Source organism: Brevibacterium marinum (assembly GCF_011927955.1).
Taxonomy (GTDB): Bacteria; Actinomycetota; Actinomycetes; order Actinomycetales; family Brevibacteriaceae; genus Brevibacterium; species Brevibacterium marinum.
Window position 1 is genome coordinate 269,161 of sequence record NZ_JAATJN010000001.1, and the last position, 18,768, is coordinate 287,928.

Sequence of the window (18,768 nt, forward strand, 5' to 3'; positions counted from 1 at the left end):
CCCTAGTAGGATGGTCGTCATGCCCAACCTAACCCGTGTCGCCGTCCGTATCGTCCTTCTCGACTCGGAATCGCGGGTCCTGCTCTTCGAAGGGCGCGACCTCTCCGATGCTCAGGACAGCATCCGCTTCTGGTTCACCGCCGGCGGGGGCAGCGATGCGAACGAAACCCCGCCGGAGACCGCTGACCGTGAGCTGCTCGAAGAGACGGGCATGTCCGGCATCGACCTGGTCGGGCCGTTCCACCGGCGCGAGTTCGACTTACTCAACCACGGCGAACCTCAGCACCAGGTCGAGCACTTTTTGCCGCGAGGACTGATGATACAGACCTGAGCGACTCGAACTGGACCGACCTCGAGAGAACGGCTATGACCACATGGCGCTGGTGGAGCGCCGAGGATCTCGAGAGCGGGTCGATTCGGTACTTTCCGGAGGACCTGCCGGAGCTAGTGCGGGAAGCCGCAGCCATGGTGTAGACCGCTTCAGCGAGGGTGCCACCGCTCCTGTCTCACCACGTTCCAGACAGGCGCTGGACGCGTCCGCTTCCCTCAAGCCGATCTCGCGCAATACAGCATCTCCCAAGCACGTGGTCAAGGCCTCAGAAACGCGCTGATGAGAGTATTGACCGTTTCAGCACATTGGCGGTTAGCCCAATGACCTGCCCCTTCGATGAGTTCGAAGGTGGCATTGGGGATCGACTCCGTCGCCGTTCGGGTGTGTTTCGGGGCAATACCGATGTCGTTGCTGCCCTGGATGATCAGAGTTGGACACTGAATTTCGTGTAGACGAGGACGCAAGTCGACATTCATATTCAAGAATCCAATCGACCGGTTCTGCCAATCGGAAGAACCGGATCCGTTCTCGATGACATCAGCGTGGTACTCGTCGACGATCTCGTCAAAATCGTTCACTGGCCCCGCGAATAGGCTGGTTCGCGCGAACCATGCGCATGCCGCTCGGCTGCGGAAGATCCATGATGGCAACGTGCGGTTGAGGAACTGAGATTTTGCCATCACCCAAAGCAGCTGATGAATGACCGGCGGAAACGATATGACGCCGCCGGGTGCGAGCGTGACTAACCGGTCGACGCTCTGCGGTCGTTCGATCGCGTATCCGAGGGCAATTGCGCCTCCCTGCGAGAGCCCGACCAGCGACACCTCGTCAAGGTCGAAGTGGTCGAGGACGGCATCTATACACCGCAGCATCCTCTCGTGGTCTGCGACTCCGTCCCAGGGGACCGACCCGCCTTGTTTCGGCCAATCCAGAGCATAGACACAATGCGACTCCGCCAACACCGGTATGGCTCGTCGCCAGCTGAGCGAGATGTTGTCATTACCGGCACCGCTCAGCAGCAGCACCGGAGGCCCCTTCACTCCTCGAGTGATGACGCGAAGCACCCCCTCAGATTGCGGAATCCGTATTGATTCTCCCAGATCGGCCGCTGCGTCACGCATACTCAGCAATACCTCCTCCAGACATTTGGGCACAGTCGTCGTTGAGCAGATCCTGGCCCTGCCGAATGTCGGCCTGAGCCCGCCAGACCATGTGATCCCCGGCGACGCAGCGGCGCCGATGGAATCGTGCCGATCAGAGCTAGTGCCCTCACGAAGCGAATGGCGCAGCGTAGGCGACGACTCCAGCAGGCAATGATGCCGCCGAATCGAGAGTCAGCGCCATGACGGCTTCGTCCGGCGATCCATCGCTCGTTGTGATATCGAAAGTGGAAGCACGCTGGAATCCGAATCGTGGATAGTAGTCAGGATGGCCCACGACGACGACATGCCGCTCATTGAGCCGCTGCGCCGCTTCAAGAGCTGCGCGGATTGCGGCCGAACCGTAGCCTTGCCTCTGCCGCTGTGGCCACACCGAAACCGGCCCCAATAGCAGTGACGGTGCCTCTCCGATGTGGCACCTTGATAAGAGGGCATGGCCCATGATCGCACCAGTATCGTCGAGAGCCAGAACGGACAGGCCCTCAATCCATGCCCGATCGAGGCGCAGCCTGTCGACGATGGACGCCTCGAGATCTGTGGGGAAAGCCGCCAACGTCAGATCTCGAACAATGCGTATGTCTAGAGCCCGCTCGGCCCTTGTCGCATGTTCATTCATCGATTTTCCTTTACTGATGAGTCGCCTCCGTCCGCCGGTGCAGAGGAAGCCGCACAGGCCAACCACCCCACTGAGTGTCGGCATCAACCATCGATGCGCCACGGTTCTCACCCTTTTTCGGAGCTTGTGCAGATATTGACGAGTCTCAAACGTCAACCGCCCCGACAAAGACGACTGACGACGAAGGCTCCGATTCCGAAAGCGCGAATCATTGCCTCGACTCCCACTCCAGCGAAGTGATAGTCACTGTCAGAATTATGTCGCAGGAGACTTCTAAGTGCAAGTGACTTTCATTTTTTCTCGGCTGGAGACTGGCTCAGACCCGCACAAGCCCACCGTGCCTCAGTAACGTCGCCCGGAACCTGCGCAAACCGTCTGCCACCCGAAACCCAATGCAAGTTACTGTCACTACCGCATATAGTCGCTTTTCATGGACCACAAGCCAGGACGACGCAGGACGAAGCGCCTCAAAGCCATGCAGCACGTTCAGACGGTCGCCCTCCGTCTTTTCGATCAGAACGGATTTCGAGCCGTGACGATTGAACAGGTCGCAGAGGCTGCCGACGTCTCGGAGAGCTCTATCTATCGTTATTTCGGAACGAAAGAGGGGATAGTGCTCGCTGACCCAGACTTTCCGAACCAAGTCTTGAGTACCGACGCTTCGCCAGTGGCCGAGAGAGGTGCCGGGCAGACAGACCAAGAACTTGTTGATCGAGTTCAGAGCACTCTGGTCACGGCTCTGAATACTCGTGCAAGGGATCCGATCGTCCAAGATCGTCTGCGATACCTTGTGGAAGTCCCCGATCTGCAGGCTGCTCTCGCACTCGATCTGCATCGGCGCATTCGCGAACTGACGCACATGGCCGGCGGAGATGGAACGTCCGGGTCGATGAGCTTCGATGCTGAGATCGCGATCAGTGCAACTTACGGCGCCGTGCTCGGTGCATTGCAGCATTGGAGGAACGTCGGTTTCGAGGCTCCACTCGATGAGCTCTTGGATCGTGCAATCGAGAGGATCAACACTGGACTTGCTGCCGATGACTCGACTGCCGACACGCCGTCAGACCGCTGCCGCGAGTGAACAGGAGCGGTTCAGGCCAGCATTCACCGAAATGGGTGCTTTGAAGCGACTCGGGCGGGTCACCACTGCCTGGACATTCGCAGCTTCTCAGGGTTGACGACGCCGTATGCGCGTCGCACCAGACCGCTGTCGGGGTCAGCCTCGAAGGCAAGCACGGAAATTATCTGCCCGTCACGATCGCGGAGGACGACAGCTGGTTCAGTACCCGCCATCCACGCTCGATCAAAAGAGGCATACCGCGGACCGACGCTGGCCATGAGCCACGCAACCTTCGTTGCACCGTAGATCGGCTTCAGCGCCGCGGGCGCTTTCCCGCCGCCGTCGTTGTACAAGATCGCGTCAGGAGCCACGACTTCGAGCAATGCGTCCATGTCTCCTCCGAGCGCGGCGTCGAGGAACCTCCTGGCAGCAGCTTCGGCGGTCGACGGATCTGCTGTGAACCGCGGGCGACGTGCACGCACGTGTTCACGGGCTCGCTGGGCAAGCTTGCGCACAGAGGCAGAAGAGCGATTGAGAATCCGGGCGATCTCATCGTAGTCGAATCGAAAGGCTTCACGGAGCACAAATGTCGCCCTCTCCAGCGGCGAGAGCGTCTCCAGAACGACGAGCATGCCGAGAGTGATGTCCTCCGAGTCAACAAAATTCTCAGACGGGTCTTTGTCGCTGACCAACGGTTCGGGCAACCACACTCCGACATAGTCCTCTCGCCGCCGTTTCTGCGCGCGCAGTTCATCCACTGCGAGGTTGGTGGCGACTCGCACGAGAAAGGCACGGGGACGGACAATATCGTCCCTTCGGCGGCGGTCCCACTTCAACCAAGACTCCTGCACGATATCTTCGGCCCCGGACACCGACCCGAGGATGCTGTAGGCCACCCGAAACAGCAGACCACGATGCTTATCGAAGACCGATTCCACCTCGCCACCTCTCTGCCGAACGTCTCAACCGAGCCTGCCATAAGTCCACGCACTGAGAAACCCGTTCGAACCGGACATGTCACAGAATCGGGACGCTTTTCGTCCTATGGATGATTGGAAAGGAGAACCAATGCAAAGTACATGGCCTGTGCGCACCACAGTGCTGATCACCGCGCTGTCGATGGTCTTCTTCGGCGTCTGGGCACGGTGGGACCCTGCTGGCTTCGCCAACCACGCCGGCTGGCCGAATCATATCCACTTCCTCCACGATGCAGGGGTATTTCAGATCGGGATCGGGCTCACCCTGCTGGCGACTCTGATATGGAAAGACGCTATTGCCGTGGGGCTGGGCGGCTTCAGCCTGACCAATTCACTCCACGCACTCAACCACGCCCAAGACCTCCACCTGGGAGGCAACCCCACCGACCCGTGGCTCTTATTCGCGCTCTCGATAGTTGGCCTCATCGGATTCGGCCTTCGCATCCGCCAACTGCGCAACTCGGCGATGGCCTCCGAAGCAGACGGGAGAAGATCGTGAAAGTGCTGCTCGCGGGCGCCACTGGCACTATCGGCAAACCTCTCGTAGCGCGCCTGCGCGAGGCCGGTCATACAGTCATCGGCATCTCACGATCTGCCACCGGAGCCGAGTGGCTGGAACACGAGGGCGCGACGGCGATCCACGCCGATGTACTCGACCGAGTGGACCTCCTGCGAGCGGTGGCCGGAACACGAGCCGATGCTGTCATCCACCAGGCCACAGCGCTCAAGGGTCTCCCTGTGTTCCACCGTGACCTCCATGCGACTGACCGACTGCGCGATGAAGGCACATCCGCACTGGTCGAGGCCGCTCAGCGGATCGGCGCGACTCGGTTCGTCACCCAATCATTCTTCCTCGGGTACGGCTACAGAGATCTCGGAGAAGACCTGGTGACGGAGGAAACAGAGTTCGGCCAGAGTGATCGAAACCGTGCCGTCGAACGCCACCTCGCTTCGATGCGCACCAATGAATCACTGGTGCGCACCAACCGAAGTTTCGATGGCATCGCACTTCGCTTCGGAATGTTCTACGGGCCCGAACCCTCGACTCGAGAGCTTCTGTCGCTGGCGGCGAAGGGGTGGCTGCCTGTGCCGAAGCCTTCAGGGACGGTCTCCCTCATCCACATCTACGACGCGGCTGAGGCCACGGTGGCGGCTTTGGAGCAGGGCAAAGCCGGCGAGGCTTACAACATCTGCGATGACCTGCCCGTCAGCTTCTCCGCATACATCTCTGCACTTGCGAATCAGATCGGGGCGCGCCGCCCTGCAGAAGTCCCCGGCTGGCTTCTGAAGCCGGCATCTTACTTGCACGCAATGATCGTCGACACCCGGGTTCGGATGGGAAACGAGAAGGCCAAAGCCGAGCTCGGCTGGTCACCCACTTACTCAACCTATCGAGAAGGGCTGGCCCGCACGCTGTAGTGCGACGGTTCGCCGAAGAGTCGACACCCAAAGCGCTCCTCGAGAAAGGAAGAATATGAGTCTTCAAGCCAACATTGTCGGTGCAGGAATCAGTGGCCTCGCCACAGCTAGAGCGTTGATGGCCAACGGCTGGGATGTACGTCTCTTTGAGCAGACGCCCGGTCTGCCACAGGCCGGAACAGCATTAGGAATGTGGCCCGAGGCAATGAAGGCGCTCGACCAGCTCGGACTCAGCAACCTGGTGCAAGCCAAAGCGGTTCGCCAACAGGAAGCGCGCTTCCTTCGCCCCGACGGCAACGTGGTCACCCGTTTTGAACCCGAAGAGCCTGTATACCTCATTTCACGCCCTGCGCTCCTCTCAACACTTTGTCGGGGAATACCGGACGACCGCATCAATTGGTCGTACAACGTACGTGACCCGGCATCCCTCCCAGAAAGCGACTTAATCATCGGGGCCGACGGGATCAACAGTCGGATCAGACGAGCCATTAAAGGCGAGAATCACATCCGTCGCTCCCTCGGGTCGATCGTCTATCGCGGGGTTACACCAGGCGGAACGAACCAGATCAGCGAGACTTGGGGCAGAGGCCGCCTGTTCGGCATCACACCGCAAGACTCAACCTCGACAAACTGGTTCGCCTGCGTGAGGGAAGATCTCCTCCACCGACGAGGCAGAAACATGGGGACCGGCGAAGCGCTTGTCGAGCTGTTCGGAGATTGGCACCAGTCTGTTGCGAGCATTGTCGGAGCCATACGTCCCGAGCAGGTCGACCGGCGCATACTCTACGACTCCGTGCCCATGCGATCGATGATTCATGGCCGAACCGCCATCATCGGCGATGCCGCTCACGCGATGGCTCCGAACATGGGCCGAGGCGCATGCGAGTCGTTGATCGACGCAGTCACCCTCGCCAACGCACTACGTACTTCGACTGCCCTTGAGCAGGGCTTGAAAGAGTTCAACCACCGTCGCCTCCGACAGTCCAGAAAGATCGCCAGTCAGTCGCGATTCCTCAATCGCCTTTCAACCGGGAAGAGATTCGGTCACGTCCGCCGGAAAGTCATGACGATGCTCGCGACCCTCTCATGATGCCGATCTCCACCCTGCAATGTTTATGCGTAACTTTGTTCGCCTGCACGATTAATGCCGTTCAACTCTGGCTGCTCACTAGCGCAGAGTGATATTCTCGTAGTGACCACACTTCTATGTTTAGTCACTACGAGGATGATTCAATGCCGAGGCCACTGGTCCCTCACCGTCGCAACTTGATCCTCGACGCTGCCCGGGCTCTGTTCCACGAAAAGGGCTGGACGCGAACGACTGTGTCCGACATCGCCGCGCACGCCATGATCGGCAAAGGAGCAGTCTACCTGGAGTTCGAGAATAAAGCCGCGATTCTCGACGGGCTGATTCGTGAAAGCTCACGGCGACTGATCGCTCAGGTACGCTCCCGAGTACTCCAGGCCGACGGAATAGTCGATCTGGCACAGGTGTACCGCTTCTCGGTTGCTGAGTTGCTGACCGATCCACTCATGCGCGCCCTCTATCTCGGCGATACCGCGGTACTTGGCAATCACATGGCCGACGTTGCGAACACACGATATCGCAGACGGATCGATTGGCTCGATGAATACGTGCGCCATCTGCAAAATGCTGGTGTGATCACCGACAGCATAGAGCCGACTGCCATCGTTCGGATGCTGTCGACCTTCACCATCGGCCTAGTGCACTCCCCCGCCACAATGGGCGAGTGCTCGCCGCAGGAACTATCCGATTCCGTTGTGCTGTTCGCCGACGTCACAAGTCGGGGTCTCGCCCCGGCCAGTACGCCCGATGCCGACGCTGCCCGTCAGGCACAGCTGCTTCTCCTGCAACGTTTCGACGACCAATTGTCTGAAGTGGAGGACCACAATTGACACACCCCCTTGAGAACGCAAGTGCCATCGAGAAATTCGAACGATACGGTCTCGATTTTGCGGAAGGGCATATCTCCTATCAGGTCCACGGTAGTGGCCAGCCAGTGGTCTTTCTGCATGGAGCCAGCTTGGACAATGGCTCGATCACATGGAGGCATGTCGCTCGCGACCTATCGGATGACCACCTCGTGTACTCACCGGACTTACCCAAGCACGGCGAGAGCTGGCCTTGGTCCGCTCGGGCGGATCAGAGCGGCCTCGAGTCAGTTGTTCTCAGAATGCTGGACGCCTGGGATCTGCCATCAGTGACCGTCGTCGGTCTGTCAATGGGCGCAACCGTCGGACTGGGGGTCGCCCTCAACCATCCCAATCGCGTCAACCGGCTCGTGCTCGCCTCCTGCGGCGGAATTCAGGACCGAGTTGGCGCTCACGAACTGGCCTACTTATCTCTCCGGACACCAGTGTCGTGGGCACTTTCCCGGCTGCAATCTGCGAAGTCTTTAACACAGTTCGCCAGAAATAGGCTGCCTTACGCCGATTACATAACCGAGAATTACATTGACCGTCTTACCTCGGCTTACCTCACAGAGCACGAGTCCAAGCGACAGCATGGGGGCCACCTATTCAGCGATTGGAATCGTTTTGAGATCGGCCCCAGGCGAATGCGCACCAATCACCTTCCTCGAATCGAGGAACTGACATGTCCGACACTGTTCGTCCATGGCAGCCGCGACGAGGCGGTGCCGGCTGAGCTGGCCATCGAGGCCGCGGATGCCGCTGAGCGCGGGCGGGTGGAAATCATCGAAGGTGCGGGCCATTTTCTACCACAGGACCACCCTGATGAAACAGTCCGCGTCGTCCGACGATTCCTCGAAGAAGACGAAGAATGAACGTCTGATATGAGCGCTTGGTTTCAGCAATCTCACACACACGAACCGTTCGAGTGCCTGGCCGACAGCTGCCAGCCCATTTTGACCTCAGGCCCTCGCCAAGAGTCCGGGCCTGCAGGTGCTGGTGACCGCTGTGCAGACTCTAACGTGTTCTCGCGCTCTGTCATTGCTTCCGCAGATGGACATCGATAGATGTCGCCGCGAACAGCTCGGAGCGCTATCGTCGTCGGTGCCGGAATTGCAGGATTGGCTTCCGCCATCAGCCTCGCCCGAGCCGGTTGGTACGTCACCGTGGTGGAGCGAGCACCCCGGCCGCGCGGAGGCGCATTCGTCGTCGGTTTCTCAGGAATCGGTTTCAAAGCTGCCACACGCCTGGGTCTCCGAGATCAACTGCGAGCTCGTGCCTCCCCCTGGCGACCGTTGCAACAGGTCGACGGCAACGGGCAAGTCCTTGCCCAACTGTCGGAATCATCGCAAAAGACTATGAGCGGTCGTCGGATGATCTCTATTCTTCGTGGGGATCTCGAATCCGTGCTCCACCGCGCCGCACGAAACTGTGCTGATCTGCACTATGGCCAGACCATGGCCGCGGTGCGCAGCACCGGCCACGGGGTCACAATTGTCCTCGAGGACGGGACAGAGATCTCCGCCGACCTGCTGGTCGGCGCCGATGGTGCTCATTCTGTCGTGCGCCGTCTCGTCTTCGGCCCGGAGGCCCGGTGGCGATACGATTTCGGCGCAGAGGTGGTCTCGTACGAAATCACTGACCCGCCGCCGGCAATCCGTGAGAAGACGACCATATTGACCACGATCGGTCGGAGCGCGGGCCTGTACCCGCAGTCCGACGGCGGTCTCAGCGCCTTCTTCACGTTCGAGTCCCACCTAGCGGACTCCGGTGGCCCATTGACACGGTTGAAACATGCCTACCGCGACCTCGGATGGTTGTGGCCCGAACTCATCAACCGAGCTGAGTGCGCCGATTCGGTCTTTTTCGACGACATCACACAGACCCGGATGAATACGTGGCACCACGGACGCATTGTGCTTGTCGGCGACGCGGCGTGGGCAGTCAGCCTCTTGGCCGGGGCAGGTTCGTCCCTGGCTGTCGGGGGCGCGCTTTCCCTTGCCGAGCACCTGAACCGTCAACCGGACATCTCAGTCGGGCTCGACCGCTGGCAGCGACACATGCGTCCTCATGTCGCCTCCAAGCAAGTACTCGGACGAAGGGCCAAGCATCTGTTCCTCCCCTCAAGCCAGGCTGCAGTCAGCCTGCGAGTCGCCGGTATTCGGACCGCAAACTCACTGTTCGGGTCACACGCATGAGGTCAAGCATGACGACCAACGACATTTACGCGTCGAAATGAAAGTAGGGATATTCCATGACCGTCGCGAAAACCAATGAAGCGACCATTGCCTACGACGACATCGGTCGCGGTCCTGCAGTCGTACTTCTCCATGGTCTCGGGCTCGACCGTTCAATGTGGTGGCCACAGGTCGAAAACCTCTCGAAGCACCATCGAGTCATCGCCGTCGATCTGCGTGGCGCGGGCGGCTCCAGTCCTCTGAGGCAATCGCAAGGAGTACTTTCGACACAAGCCGAGGACATTAATGTGCTCCTCGAACAACTCGAGATCGAGAGAGCGGTCGTATGCGGGATCAGCTATGGCGGATTAGTGGCTCAAGAGATCGCCCTCAAGTGCCCCGAAAAAATTAGCGGTCTCCTTTTGTGCGACTCATTCGCGGATACGCGCTTATCCTCGCGGGGGAACACCTTCACGCTCAGACTCGGCGCCTATCTGGCCGTGCCGATGCTGGCAGCACCTCGCCTGTCACTGCCGGCAGTCCGGCGAATCTACTCCCGTTGGCCACATGCACGAGAAGCAATAGTCGACGGATATAAGACTATGCGGAAACACGAGACAATTCGCATGCGTCGCGCAGCCAATCACGTCGACAACCTCGCACGGCTGAGCACGATCCGCTGTCCCACCAGAGGCCTCGTCGGTGATGGCTCTCCACAGCTGATCGAGCTGATGCAACGGGCCGTTCAAGCTGCAGGGTCGCAAGACCTGCACATCCTTGCCGATTCATTCGATCCGAGCAACCTGTGCCAACCCGAGGTCTTCAATGCCTCGATCGTCGAATTCCTCCGATTCGTGGAGACACCATGAGGGCTCAGCGACGGCCAAGTCTTTGCTCGCTGCGGCAAACTTCAGACCAACGACGACTGGCTCAATCGACAGCTCGGGAACTGCTGTAGTACCGCCGCTGGCGGGATCGATTGCCGCAGTCAGCCGGATCGCACCACCGCCTGCTGCGATTTCGTGTGGTGTCGAGGAAGACCCAACGACACTCGTCGCAGGCTCGCACACGGCTCATCAGCGTGGACGAGGTGAGCAGTCGAACGGCGTCAAGGGCCAGGATGCCACACAGGCAGAGGCCTTCGGTTTCCCACTCTATTTCCCTCTGACGTGGCGACATACGCAGGCATGATTGACTCCACGCCGTGGCGGCTTGTGCGCCCACCACGTCGAGATCGGACTGGGCAGGTACTGCACCGTCAGCAACTGCCAGGAAGACTTGCGCCAGCCTCTCGCGAAAGCTGACCACAGAGACATGCTCGCAGTCCTGTCCATTCGCGTCGAGGCCGACCTCGGCCCGCCAGACATCGAGGTTCGACTCCGGCTTCAACCAGTCGTGTTGCCTTGGAGTGTCTCGATAACTGACCAAGTTGGCAAAGTCGAGGCTGACCGACTGTCCGATGAGCTTGTACGTTCCGCTGTAACCACCACTGTCCAGGTCGACGGCTGCAGTCAACTTCCCTCCAATAACGACCTAACTGGTGTTGACATGTTAGCACGCAGCGATAGGCTTATATAACTTTCTAAATAATATTAGACCGTTAGGCAGACATGTCTCCTGATTTCACACTGACCGAGTTGACTCGACGTCGACCAGAGGTCTACTTCATCGGCTCAGCGATCTTTCACTACCTCGGGCCGTCCTTCGCTGTCCTGCTGTTCACTGTCGTGGATCCCTTCGGAGTCGCCTGGCTTCGAATAGTTACCGCGGCGGCCGTCTTCGCGGTCTGGCGGCGGCCGTGGCGAGCATGGCAAGCTGCGGAGCGCCGGGAACGCACCACCGTCCTGCTGTGGGGAGTCCTGCTCGCTCTGATGAATACCTCGTTCTATCTCGCCATCGATCTGCTTCCTCTCGGAACAGTTGCAGCAATTGAATTCTTAGGCCCCATAGTCATTGCGGCTTTCGCGGTGCGGCGCCTGCGCAACCTAGCCGCCGTCGCGCTTGCCATCGTCGGAGTGGGAGTCCTTAGCGAGGTGCGCTTTGCTGGAGCGCCACTCGGCTTCACCTTTGCTTTCATCAATATGGCGCTGTTCGCCGGGTACATCGTCATCGCACATCGTGTATCAAGACACCAACACCTCAACGGCATCGACGGTCTCGCCGCGGCAATGATCATTGCAGGCATTGCAGGGCTGCCGCTGGGCATCGCAGATGCGCTGCCTGTGTTCGCTGACCCTGTCATACTGGGCGCTGCAGTCGGCGTGGGCATCAGTTCTTCCGTCATTCCGTACGTCTTCGACCAACTGGCAATGCGCCGAATGCCCCGCGGAACTTACGCCCTGCTGTCCGCACTTTTGCCCGCCACGGCAACCGCTATTGGCGTACTCGTGCTGTGGCAGATCCCGACCGGCCCGGAAATCGCTGGCGTCAGCCTGGTCATCGCAGCCGTTGCCACTCATGAAGATCGCAGCCCAGGATAGCGAATCTGCGACTCGGGTCGGCAACGAACGTGTTCTCAGCCTCCACCAACCTGACTAGCTGAGAAGCGGTTGTACGGGATCGTCCGAATTTGCCGTCTCCGTCGACGAGAGGCACACTCACTTACCGGCGTCGACGGAGCTTCCGATTTCGCTCACAGTGGGCGCGGAACTGGACGAGGCAGGCTTGTTTGACTAAGGTTGCTCGGCGAACACGTGTCTGGGCGGGGAACTCAACGACAGCGCCCTCGTCTCGCCAGTGGTTGAGTCGCCAGTTCACCCAGTGCCCGAGTCGAGTTGCGGGGGTCCCGTCGGCTCTTGAGAATGGCACCCATTGGCCGCCGACCAACTGCCCTTGCTTCCAGCCGTTCGGCAGAGTGTCGAGTGCTGTCATGAGATCTCGGATCGTCCAGCCAACGGCGAAAAAGTCCTTGGCCAGGAACGCTAGATGCCTGTCTGAGAGCTTTTTCAACGCTGGAACGAGACGTGCCCACTTACGGCCGCACGGCCCCACACGTCGGGTCGCTGCCGCACGCGCATCGGAACACGGCCGCAGATGAAGCCGGCACAGAAAACACACGCCACATCAGCCATCCGATATGTCGGACTGAAATGTTCGCGACCTCATTGTCTTCCATTTCTTCCGCACCGAGGATTGACCTCATGGACGCAAGGAAGCAGCTGTTGAACGGGGTCAGGGTCGCGGACTTCTCGCGGGTGCTGGCCGGCCCCTACGCCACCGGCATGCTCGCCGATCAGGGTGCCGAGGTCTTCAAGATCGAAATGCCCGGTCATGGCGACGACTCTCGTCGCCTGGGGCCCTTCACCGACACCGGTTCGACCTATTTCACCTCACTCAACCGGGGCAAGCGCTCCATCGAGGCCGACCTCAAGGATCTCGAAGCACACGAACAGCTGCTCGATTTCATCCGCACCTGTGATGTCGTCGTGGAGAACTTCCGGCCGGGAGTTGCGGCCAAACTGGGGCTGTCCTTCGACGACATCAAGTCCGTCAGACCCGATATCGTCTACGCTTCGATCTCCGGCTTCGGCCAGTCCGGCACCCAGGCGAAGCGTCCCGCCTACGACACCGTCATCCAGGCGCTGAGCGGTCTGATGTCGGCCACCGGTTCCCCTGAGGGTTCCCCGACCCGTGTGGGCGAATCCATCGCCGACGTCTCCGCCGGGGTCTTCGCCGCCTTCGGCATCTCGAGCGCACTGTTCCACCGCCAGACCACGGGCGAGGGCGCCCACATCGACATTCCGATGCTCGACGTCATGCTCGCCATGCAGCCGACCAACACGGCCATCCACGCGGCGGGCTCGGCTCCGAAACGCGTCGGCAACCGCCACCCGATCTCCGCGCCGTTCGACACGTACGCCGCCTCCGACGGACTCGTCGTCATCGCCGTCGCCAACGACAGGCTCTTCGCCGTCCTCGCCCAGACGCTGAACAAACCGGAACTGGTCGCCGATGAGCGCTTCGCCACCGATTCCGTCCGCTCGGACAACGACGAGGCGCTGCGGGCAGAGATCGAGGAGTTCACCGCCGGGCACACGGTGGCCGAGCTGTGCACGATCTTCGACGCGGCAGGAGTCCCGAACTCCCCCGTCCTCGACTTCGCCGAAGCGATCGAGGGCCCCATCACCGCAGGCCGCGACCTCACAGCCACCGATGCCCGGACCGGGCATGCGCACCTGCGCCACCCACTGCTCGTCGACGGCGCCAGGCCGACATCCGAGCTGCCGGCGCCCCTCCTCGGCGAGCACAATGACGAGTTCTCGGCGATAGGCGCCGAGCCCCACCAGAACAAGGAGTAGGACCATGGGATTCGACATCAGCGCGGACGAGCAGGAACTCGTCGACGCGGTCACCCAGATCAGCACCGACATCCTCGCTCCGCGGGCCGCGGCCGCCGACGCGAACGAGCGCGTGGCCGATGAGACCCTGAAGACCATCGCCGAGGTGGGGGTCATGGGCCTCAACCTGCCCGAAGCCCTCGGCGGGCCCGGCGTCGGATCCGTCGCGATGAGTCAGATGGTCACCGCGATCACTGCCGCCTGCGCCTCGACGGCCTCGATCGTCACTGCGCAGTTCCTCGCCACCGACTCGATCCTCCTCGGCGGCACCGATGCCCAACGGCAGGATTGGCTGCCGCGCGCCGCCGCCGGTGAGATCATCGGATCCTTCGGCCTGACCGAACCGGGTGCGGGGTCCAACCCGGCCGAAATGTCGACCAAGGCGACGAGAGTCGAGGGCGGATGGCACCTCAAGGGCACGAAGTGCTTCATCACGAACGCCGGGTTCGCTGACTTCATCGTCGTCTACGCGAAGACCGACGTCGACGCCGGACACAAGGGGATCAGCGCATTCATCGTCGACACGGCGGACGCCTCGGCGGGGCTGGACTTCAATCCGCCGGAGAAGACGATGGGCCTGCGCGGCAGCCCGGTCTACGAATTCGTCATCGACGCGATCGTCCCCGAGGATGCGTTGCTGGGGGTCGAAGGCGAGGGCTTCACGACCGCGATGCGGGTCCTCGACCGGGGTCGCATCGAGGTCGCCGCCATGAGCCTGGGCATCTCGAAGGCCGCCCTCGACGCGGCAGTGGACTGGGCCGGACAGCGCAGGATCAGCGGCAAACCGCTGGACCGTCTGCAGGGCATCGCCTTCAAACTCGCGGATATGTACACGAAGTACCGCTCGGCGTGGCTGCTGACCATGGATGCCGCCGAGCAGAGGGACGCCGAGGTGGACTTCACCCGTTCCTCGGCCACGGCCAAACTCGCCGCCTCCGAGGCCGCTGCATTCATCGCCGACGAAGCGTTGCAGATCCACGGAGGATACGGCTTCACCCGGGATTTCCCGCTCGAACGCTACGTCCGGGATGCCAGGATCTACCGCATCTACGAGGGATCCTCGGAGATCCAGCGCACGATCATCGCCCGGAGCCTGACGGCCTGAGGCTGAGACGCGGCCCGTGGACGCCACTCACAATCACCTCGGCGTCGGTCACGACAGTTTCCGAAATATCGGACGAAAGGTGTGATCTGGGCCTCGTAACCAGCTGTGCCGCGGTGCCAGACTGTCTCTGATTCCGATTTCGAAGGAGAAACCTATGGCGAGCTCGTCCAATTCGGGGATCGAGAAGCGATCCATCGAGATGGTGCCCGACAACGAACGTCACGGCACGCCTCGTTCGCAGTTCACACTGTGGTTCGGCGCCAACACCCAGATCACGGCCATCGTCGACGGGGCACTCGCCGTCGTCTTCGGCGCCGATGCCCTGTGGGCGATCATCGGACTGGCGATCGGCAACGTCATCGGCGGCATCGTCATGGCGCTGCACTCGGCGCAGGGGCCCCAGTTGGGACTGCCGCAGATGATCTCCTCACGGGCGCAGTTCGGCATCATCGGCGCGATCATTCCGTTGGTGCTCGTGGTGCTCATGTACATCGGATTCGCCTCGACCGGTGCCGTGCTCTCGGGCCAAGCCGTCAACCTCATCATCGGCGTCGAGACTCCGGCGGTGGGCATCATCATCTTCGGCGCACTCACCGCTTTGGTCGCACTGTTGGGGTACAAGTACATCCACGTGCTCGGTCGCATCTCCTCGGTGACGGGCCTGCTCGGCTTCCTCTTCATCACGGTCTGCGTCATCACGCAGATCGACGTTCCCGGACTGGTCTCGAACTCGAGCTTCGCGTTCCCCGCGTTCCTCTCGGCGATCGCCCTGTCCGTGGGCTGGCAGATGACCTACGGCCCGTATGTCGCCGACTACTCGCGCTATCTGCCGCGGTCGACACCGTCATCCAAGACCTTCTGGTTCACCTTCGGCGGCTCGGTCATCGGTTCGCAGTGGTCGATGACCCTGGGCGCCCTCATCGGCGCGGCTGCGATGACCGAGTCCGGCAACGAATTCGTCGAGAATCAGGTCGGCTACGTCGGCGACATCGTCGGCGGAGGCGTCTACGCCCTCCTCATCTTCATCGTCATCCTGCTGGGCAAGCTCACGGTCAACACGCTCAACGCCTACGGCGCTTTCATGTGCACCCTGACGATCCTCACCACCTTCGGCGAGAAGGCGAAGATCCGCCGCTGGACCCGCGCTGTCTTCGTCATCGGAATCGTGACCCTGACGGTGCTCGTCGCCCTCGTGGCCTCAGCGGACTTCCTCGCGAACTTCAAGAACTTCGTCCTCACGCTGCTCATGGTCTTCACCCCGTGGTCGATCATCAACCTCACCGACTACTACCTGATCTCGAAGGATCGTTTCGACATCCCGGCGTTCTACAGGCTGGACGGTCGCTACGGGAATTGGAACTGGCGGGCGCTCCTCGCCTATGGAGTCGGCGTCGTCGTCCAGATCCCGTTCCTCGCGCAGTCCTTCTACACGGGCCCGATGGTCTCGAAGCTCGGCGGTGCGGACATCTCCTGGCTCGTCGGCATCGCCGTCACCTTCGTCCTCTACTACTTCATGCTCCGCAACCGCAGTGTTGCGCCCGCTGAAACGATCTACCCCGAGGTGGAGGAGCTCGACGCGGCACGCAGCTGACGCGAAGCGGGCTGCGTGTGGCGGGGTCGCGTGCGACGGCACGGCTGCGTGTGGCGGGGTCGCGTGCGGCGGCACGGCTACCGCAGCCGAGGAGCGGTGCGGTGGACCGTCCGGCCGCTTCACCGCAGCGCCCTGCCCTCTTCGAGGAACTTTTGGTGTGATTTCTGGCCTCCAGAACACACCGAAAGTTCCTTTCTTGGTCGCGCCGACTCGTTCAACCCCTCGCCCTGACCTGTCCCTCTTCGCACTGGACGAAGTTGCGGCGACCTGCCCTCTACTCGATCGCCCGATAAGAAATGTTACTGATTAGTTCTACTATCGAGTAGGGTTGTGATGCCTGCCACCATTCAGGCCCTGCACCACCGACGGCCGCATCGACGTCACCCACGCCGCAGCGGCCGGCGACGCAATCACTGTCCGCACACGCTCAATGCCGAGAGAAACGACAGAAGAGGACCACACGTATGAGCACGTCCCGTCACAGAACACTCCCCCATGCACGACGCTTCGCAGTGCTGAGTGCCGCGGCCGTCACCGGCCTGGCTCTCACCTTGGGGACCGCAACAGCGCCCGCCGGCGCGCAGTCGCTGGTGCCGCAGACGGAGCAAGAAGCCACGGATCTCATCGAGGACCGGCAGGCCGAGGACTCCGATGCACTGAACCGGAGCAATGTGCCCGAAGGCGTCAGCGTCCAGGAAGCGAGGGCCGCCGTCGACAAGTCAGACGAGGTCACCACCGCTGACGTCGAATACGCCGCGGCGCTCGAGGATCTGCCTTCGGACGCGGTGCCAGAGAACTTCTACGAGACGCCGAACCAGCTGCCGGAGGAGGACGGCGCTGTGCTCAAACAGGCGCCGTCGACGTTCTACCTCGATCCCATCAAGCTCATCAAGCACGATGCGAAGACGACGGCGTTCATGTATCGGACCACCGACGAACAGGGCAATGCGCGCGCCGCCACCGCCACCCTGCTCACCCCCAAGGGCGCAAGTGCCCCTGCGAAGGACGCGGTTGTCATTTCACCCGGCACTCAGGGAATCGCCGATAAGTGCGCCCCCAGTCGTCAGATGGCCATGGGCACCGAGTACGAAGGCATCTCCGTCACCTCGGCGCTGGCGGCGAAGCGACCGGTGGTCGTCGTCGACTACGTGGGCCTCGGCACCGAAGGTACGCACCACTACCTCAATCGTGTCGAAGAGGGCCGATCCGTGCTCGATGCGGCCAAGGCGGTTCAGAACGTCGAGGGAAGTGACATCGACGGCGATACGAAGCTCCAACTGCGCGGCTATTCGCAGGGCGGGCAGGCCACCGCGGCGGCGTTGGAGCTTGCATCGGACTGGGCACCCGACCTCAACATCGCCTCCGCTTCCGCGGGAGCCGTGCCCACGGATCTCTACGACACGGTCTCGAAGCTCTCCAATGTGTATACGGCCTTCCTCCTCTACGGCATCGATTCGTTCGCGGAACAGAGTGGGGTCGAGCTCTCCGAGTACCTCAACCAGAAGGGACTCGACGCTGCAGAGAGCGCCTCGAACCAGTGCACGATCGAGGCGCTTGTGAATCACGCCTTCACCGACACGACGACGCTGACGAAGGACGGAAACTCCTTCCAGGAGATCGTTGACAAAGAGTTCAGACCGATCGTTGACAAGCAGCTCCTGGGACAGTCGCCCATCCCCGACGTCCCCGTCCTCGTCAACCACAGTCGACTCGACGATGTGGTGCCGTTCGGCCTGGGGAGGGAACTCGCCTCGACGTGGTGCGACGCGGGCAACAGAGTCGCATTCGAGGACAACCTGGGACCGACCCATATCGGCGGCTACATCGCCGCACTCCCCCGCGTCGAGATCTTCACGAACCGCACCTTCGACGACAAGGCACCCCTCGACAGCTGCTGGAGGCTGTGAGCGGCACCGACTCGAGCAGCCACGAGGAGCGGCATCGCCTGTCCACAGGATGGGCGATGCCGCACTTTTTATGCAGACTGCGGCGTTCTTGCTCCACATTCTGCGAGAGTGCCGCCGGCAGAGCGCCTGCGGGCACCCACGACCATTCCTGACGAA

General features: G+C 61.3%; 18 protein-coding genes. 14 read left to right on the forward strand and 4 right to left on the reverse strand.

Annotated elements, in window-relative coordinates; translation table 11 throughout:
• Positions 1–19 precede the first annotated feature (19 nt).
• Positions 20–331, forward strand: a complete 312-nt coding sequence (locus tag BKA07_RS01150; RefSeq protein ID WP_167949268.1) for an NUDIX domain-containing protein — start codon at positions 20–22, stop codon at positions 329–331.
• 257 nt (positions 332–588) lie between these two features.
• Here the strand turns inward: BKA07_RS01150 and BKA07_RS01155 are convergent, their stop codons facing one another.
• Both BKA07_RS01155 and BKA07_RS01160 read right to left on the reverse strand, forming a co-directional pair.
• The gene (locus BKA07_RS01155; protein WP_167949269.1) at positions 589–1,452 is read right to left on the reverse strand and encodes an alpha/beta fold hydrolase; all 864 of its coding nucleotides are present in this window, start codon (positions 1,450–1,452) and stop codon (positions 589–591) included.
• A 148-nt stretch (positions 1,453–1,600) separates the two neighbouring features.
• Positions 1,601–2,191 (reverse strand): GNAT family N-acetyltransferase, encoded by a 591-nt coding sequence (locus BKA07_RS01160; RefSeq protein ID WP_245161791.1) that lies wholly within the window; start codon positions 2,189–2,191, stop codon positions 1,601–1,603.
• A 346-nt stretch (positions 2,192–2,537) separates the two neighbouring features.
• On the opposite strand from BKA07_RS01160, the gene BKA07_RS01165 reads away from it, so the two are divergent.
• Positions 2,538–3,188, forward strand: coding sequence for a TetR/AcrR family transcriptional regulator (locus tag BKA07_RS01165; protein WP_167949270.1), 651 nt, complete (start codon positions 2,538–2,540; stop codon positions 3,186–3,188).
• Positions 3,189–3,247: 59 nt separating this feature from the next.
• Here the strand turns inward: BKA07_RS01165 and sigJ are convergent, their stop codons facing one another.
• A complete protein-coding gene (sigJ, locus tag BKA07_RS01170; protein WP_167949271.1) occupies positions 3,248–4,105 on the reverse strand; it encodes an RNA polymerase sigma factor SigJ in 858 nt (285 codons plus the stop codon).
• Positions 4,106–4,235: 130 nt separating this feature from the next.
• On the opposite strand from sigJ, the gene BKA07_RS01175 reads away from it, so the two are divergent.
• The 7 genes from BKA07_RS01175 (at position 4,236) to BKA07_RS01205 (ending at position 10,541) form a co-directional block, all read left to right on the forward strand.
• Positions 4,236–4,643, forward strand: a complete 408-nt coding sequence (locus BKA07_RS01175) for a hypothetical protein (RefSeq protein WP_167949272.1) — start codon at positions 4,236–4,238, stop codon at positions 4,641–4,643.
• Positions 4,640–5,563, forward strand: a complete 924-nt coding sequence (locus tag BKA07_RS01180; RefSeq protein WP_167949273.1) for an NAD-dependent epimerase/dehydratase family protein — start codon at positions 4,640–4,642, stop codon at positions 5,561–5,563. Before BKA07_RS01175 ends, BKA07_RS01180 begins: the two co-directional genes overlap by 4 nt.
• 55 nt (positions 5,564–5,618) lie before the next feature.
• Positions 5,619–6,653, forward strand: a complete 1,035-nt coding sequence (locus BKA07_RS01185; protein WP_167949274.1) for an FAD-dependent monooxygenase — start codon at positions 5,619–5,621, stop codon at positions 6,651–6,653.
• Positions 6,654–6,829: 176 nt separating this feature from the next.
• On the forward strand, positions 6,830–7,480 hold the full coding sequence (locus BKA07_RS01190; RefSeq protein WP_209043828.1) for a TetR/AcrR family transcriptional regulator: 651 nt from the start codon (positions 6,830–6,832) through the stop codon (positions 7,478–7,480).
• The gene (locus BKA07_RS01195) at positions 7,477–8,370 is read left to right on the forward strand and encodes an alpha/beta fold hydrolase (protein ID WP_167949276.1); all 894 of its coding nucleotides are present in this window, start codon (positions 7,477–7,479) and stop codon (positions 8,368–8,370) included. Before BKA07_RS01190 ends, BKA07_RS01195 begins: the two co-directional genes overlap by 4 nt.
• A gap of 192 nt (positions 8,371–8,562) precedes the next feature.
• On the forward strand, positions 8,563–9,693 hold the full coding sequence (locus BKA07_RS01200; protein ID WP_167949277.1) for an FAD-dependent oxidoreductase: 1,131 nt from the start codon (positions 8,563–8,565) through the stop codon (positions 9,691–9,693).
• Positions 9,694–9,749: 56 nt separating this feature from the next.
• Complete coding sequence (locus tag BKA07_RS01205) at positions 9,750–10,541, forward strand: alpha/beta fold hydrolase (protein ID WP_167949278.1); 792 nt, start codon at positions 9,750–9,752, stop codon at positions 10,539–10,541.
• A 61-nt stretch (positions 10,542–10,602) separates the two neighbouring features.
• On the opposite strand, the gene BKA07_RS01210 is transcribed toward BKA07_RS01205, so the two are convergent.
• Positions 10,603–11,187, reverse strand: coding sequence for a CGNR zinc finger domain-containing protein (locus tag BKA07_RS01210; RefSeq protein ID WP_167949279.1), 585 nt, complete (start codon positions 11,185–11,187; stop codon positions 10,603–10,605).
• Positions 11,188–11,282: 95 nt separating this feature from the next.
• Here BKA07_RS01210 and BKA07_RS01215 point away from each other — a divergent pair, with 95 nt between their 5' ends.
• From BKA07_RS01215 to BKA07_RS01235, 5 genes are all read left to right on the forward strand, one after another.
• Positions 11,283–12,152: an EamA family transporter gene (locus BKA07_RS01215; RefSeq protein ID WP_167949280.1), complete on the forward strand. Its 870-nt coding sequence runs from the start codon at positions 11,283–11,285 to the stop codon at positions 12,150–12,152.
• Positions 12,153–12,812: 660 nt separating this feature from the next.
• Positions 12,813–13,970 carry a CaiB/BaiF CoA transferase family protein gene (locus BKA07_RS01220; RefSeq protein ID WP_167949281.1) on the forward strand — a complete coding sequence of 386 codons (1,158 nt, stop codon included), beginning with the start codon at positions 12,813–12,815 and terminating at the stop codon, positions 13,968–13,970.
• A 4-nt stretch (positions 13,971–13,974) separates the two neighbouring features.
• Positions 13,975–15,114, forward strand: a complete 1,140-nt coding sequence (locus BKA07_RS01225) for an acyl-CoA dehydrogenase family protein (protein WP_167949282.1) — start codon at positions 13,975–13,977, stop codon at positions 15,112–15,114.
• 154 nt (positions 15,115–15,268) lie between these two features.
• A complete protein-coding gene (locus BKA07_RS01230; RefSeq protein ID WP_167949283.1) occupies positions 15,269–16,705 on the forward strand; it encodes a purine-cytosine permease family protein in 1,437 nt (478 codons plus the stop codon).
• A 464-nt stretch (positions 16,706–17,169) separates the two neighbouring features.
• Positions 17,170–18,612, forward strand: coding sequence for a lipase family protein (locus tag BKA07_RS01235; RefSeq protein WP_167949284.1), 1,443 nt, complete (start codon positions 17,170–17,172; stop codon positions 18,610–18,612).
• Positions 18,613–18,768 lie beyond the last annotated feature (156 nt).

Excerpts from the sequence above, each read along its gene's own strand:
- BKA07_RS01150 (WP_167949268.1), top strand. The coding sequence starts at position 20 with ATGCCCAACCTAACCCGTGTCGCCGTCCGTATCGTCCTTCTCGACTCG.
- BKA07_RS01155 (WP_167949269.1), bottom strand. The coding sequence starts at position 1,452 with ATGCGTGACGCAGCGGCCGATCTGGGAGAATCAATACGGATTCCGCAA.
- BKA07_RS01160 (WP_245161791.1), bottom strand. The coding sequence starts at position 2,191 with ATGCCGACACTCAGTGGGGTGGTTGGCCTGTGCGGCTTCCTCTGCACC.
- BKA07_RS01165 (WP_167949270.1), top strand. The coding sequence starts at position 2,538 with ATGGACCACAAGCCAGGACGACGCAGGACGAAGCGCCTCAAAGCCATG.
- BKA07_RS01175 (WP_167949272.1), top strand. The coding sequence starts at position 4,236 with ATGCAAAGTACATGGCCTGTGCGCACCACAGTGCTGATCACCGCGCTG.
- BKA07_RS01185 (WP_167949274.1), top strand. The coding sequence starts at position 5,619 with ATGAGTCTTCAAGCCAACATTGTCGGTGCAGGAATCAGTGGCCTCGCC.
- BKA07_RS01200 (WP_167949277.1), top strand. The coding sequence starts at position 8,563 with ATGTCGCCGCGAACAGCTCGGAGCGCTATCGTCGTCGGTGCCGGAATT.
- BKA07_RS01205 (WP_167949278.1), top strand. The coding sequence starts at position 9,750 with ATGACCGTCGCGAAAACCAATGAAGCGACCATTGCCTACGACGACATC.
- BKA07_RS01215 (WP_167949280.1), top strand. The coding sequence starts at position 11,283 with ATGTCTCCTGATTTCACACTGACCGAGTTGACTCGACGTCGACCAGAG.
- BKA07_RS01220 (WP_167949281.1), top strand. The coding sequence starts at position 12,813 with ATGGACGCAAGGAAGCAGCTGTTGAACGGGGTCAGGGTCGCGGACTTC.
- BKA07_RS01225 (WP_167949282.1), top strand. The coding sequence starts at position 13,975 with ATGGGATTCGACATCAGCGCGGACGAGCAGGAACTCGTCGACGCGGTC.
- BKA07_RS01230 (WP_167949283.1), top strand. The coding sequence starts at position 15,269 with ATGGCGAGCTCGTCCAATTCGGGGATCGAGAAGCGATCCATCGAGATG.
- BKA07_RS01235 (WP_167949284.1), top strand. The coding sequence starts at position 17,170 with ATGAGCACGTCCCGTCACAGAACACTCCCCCATGCACGACGCTTCGCA.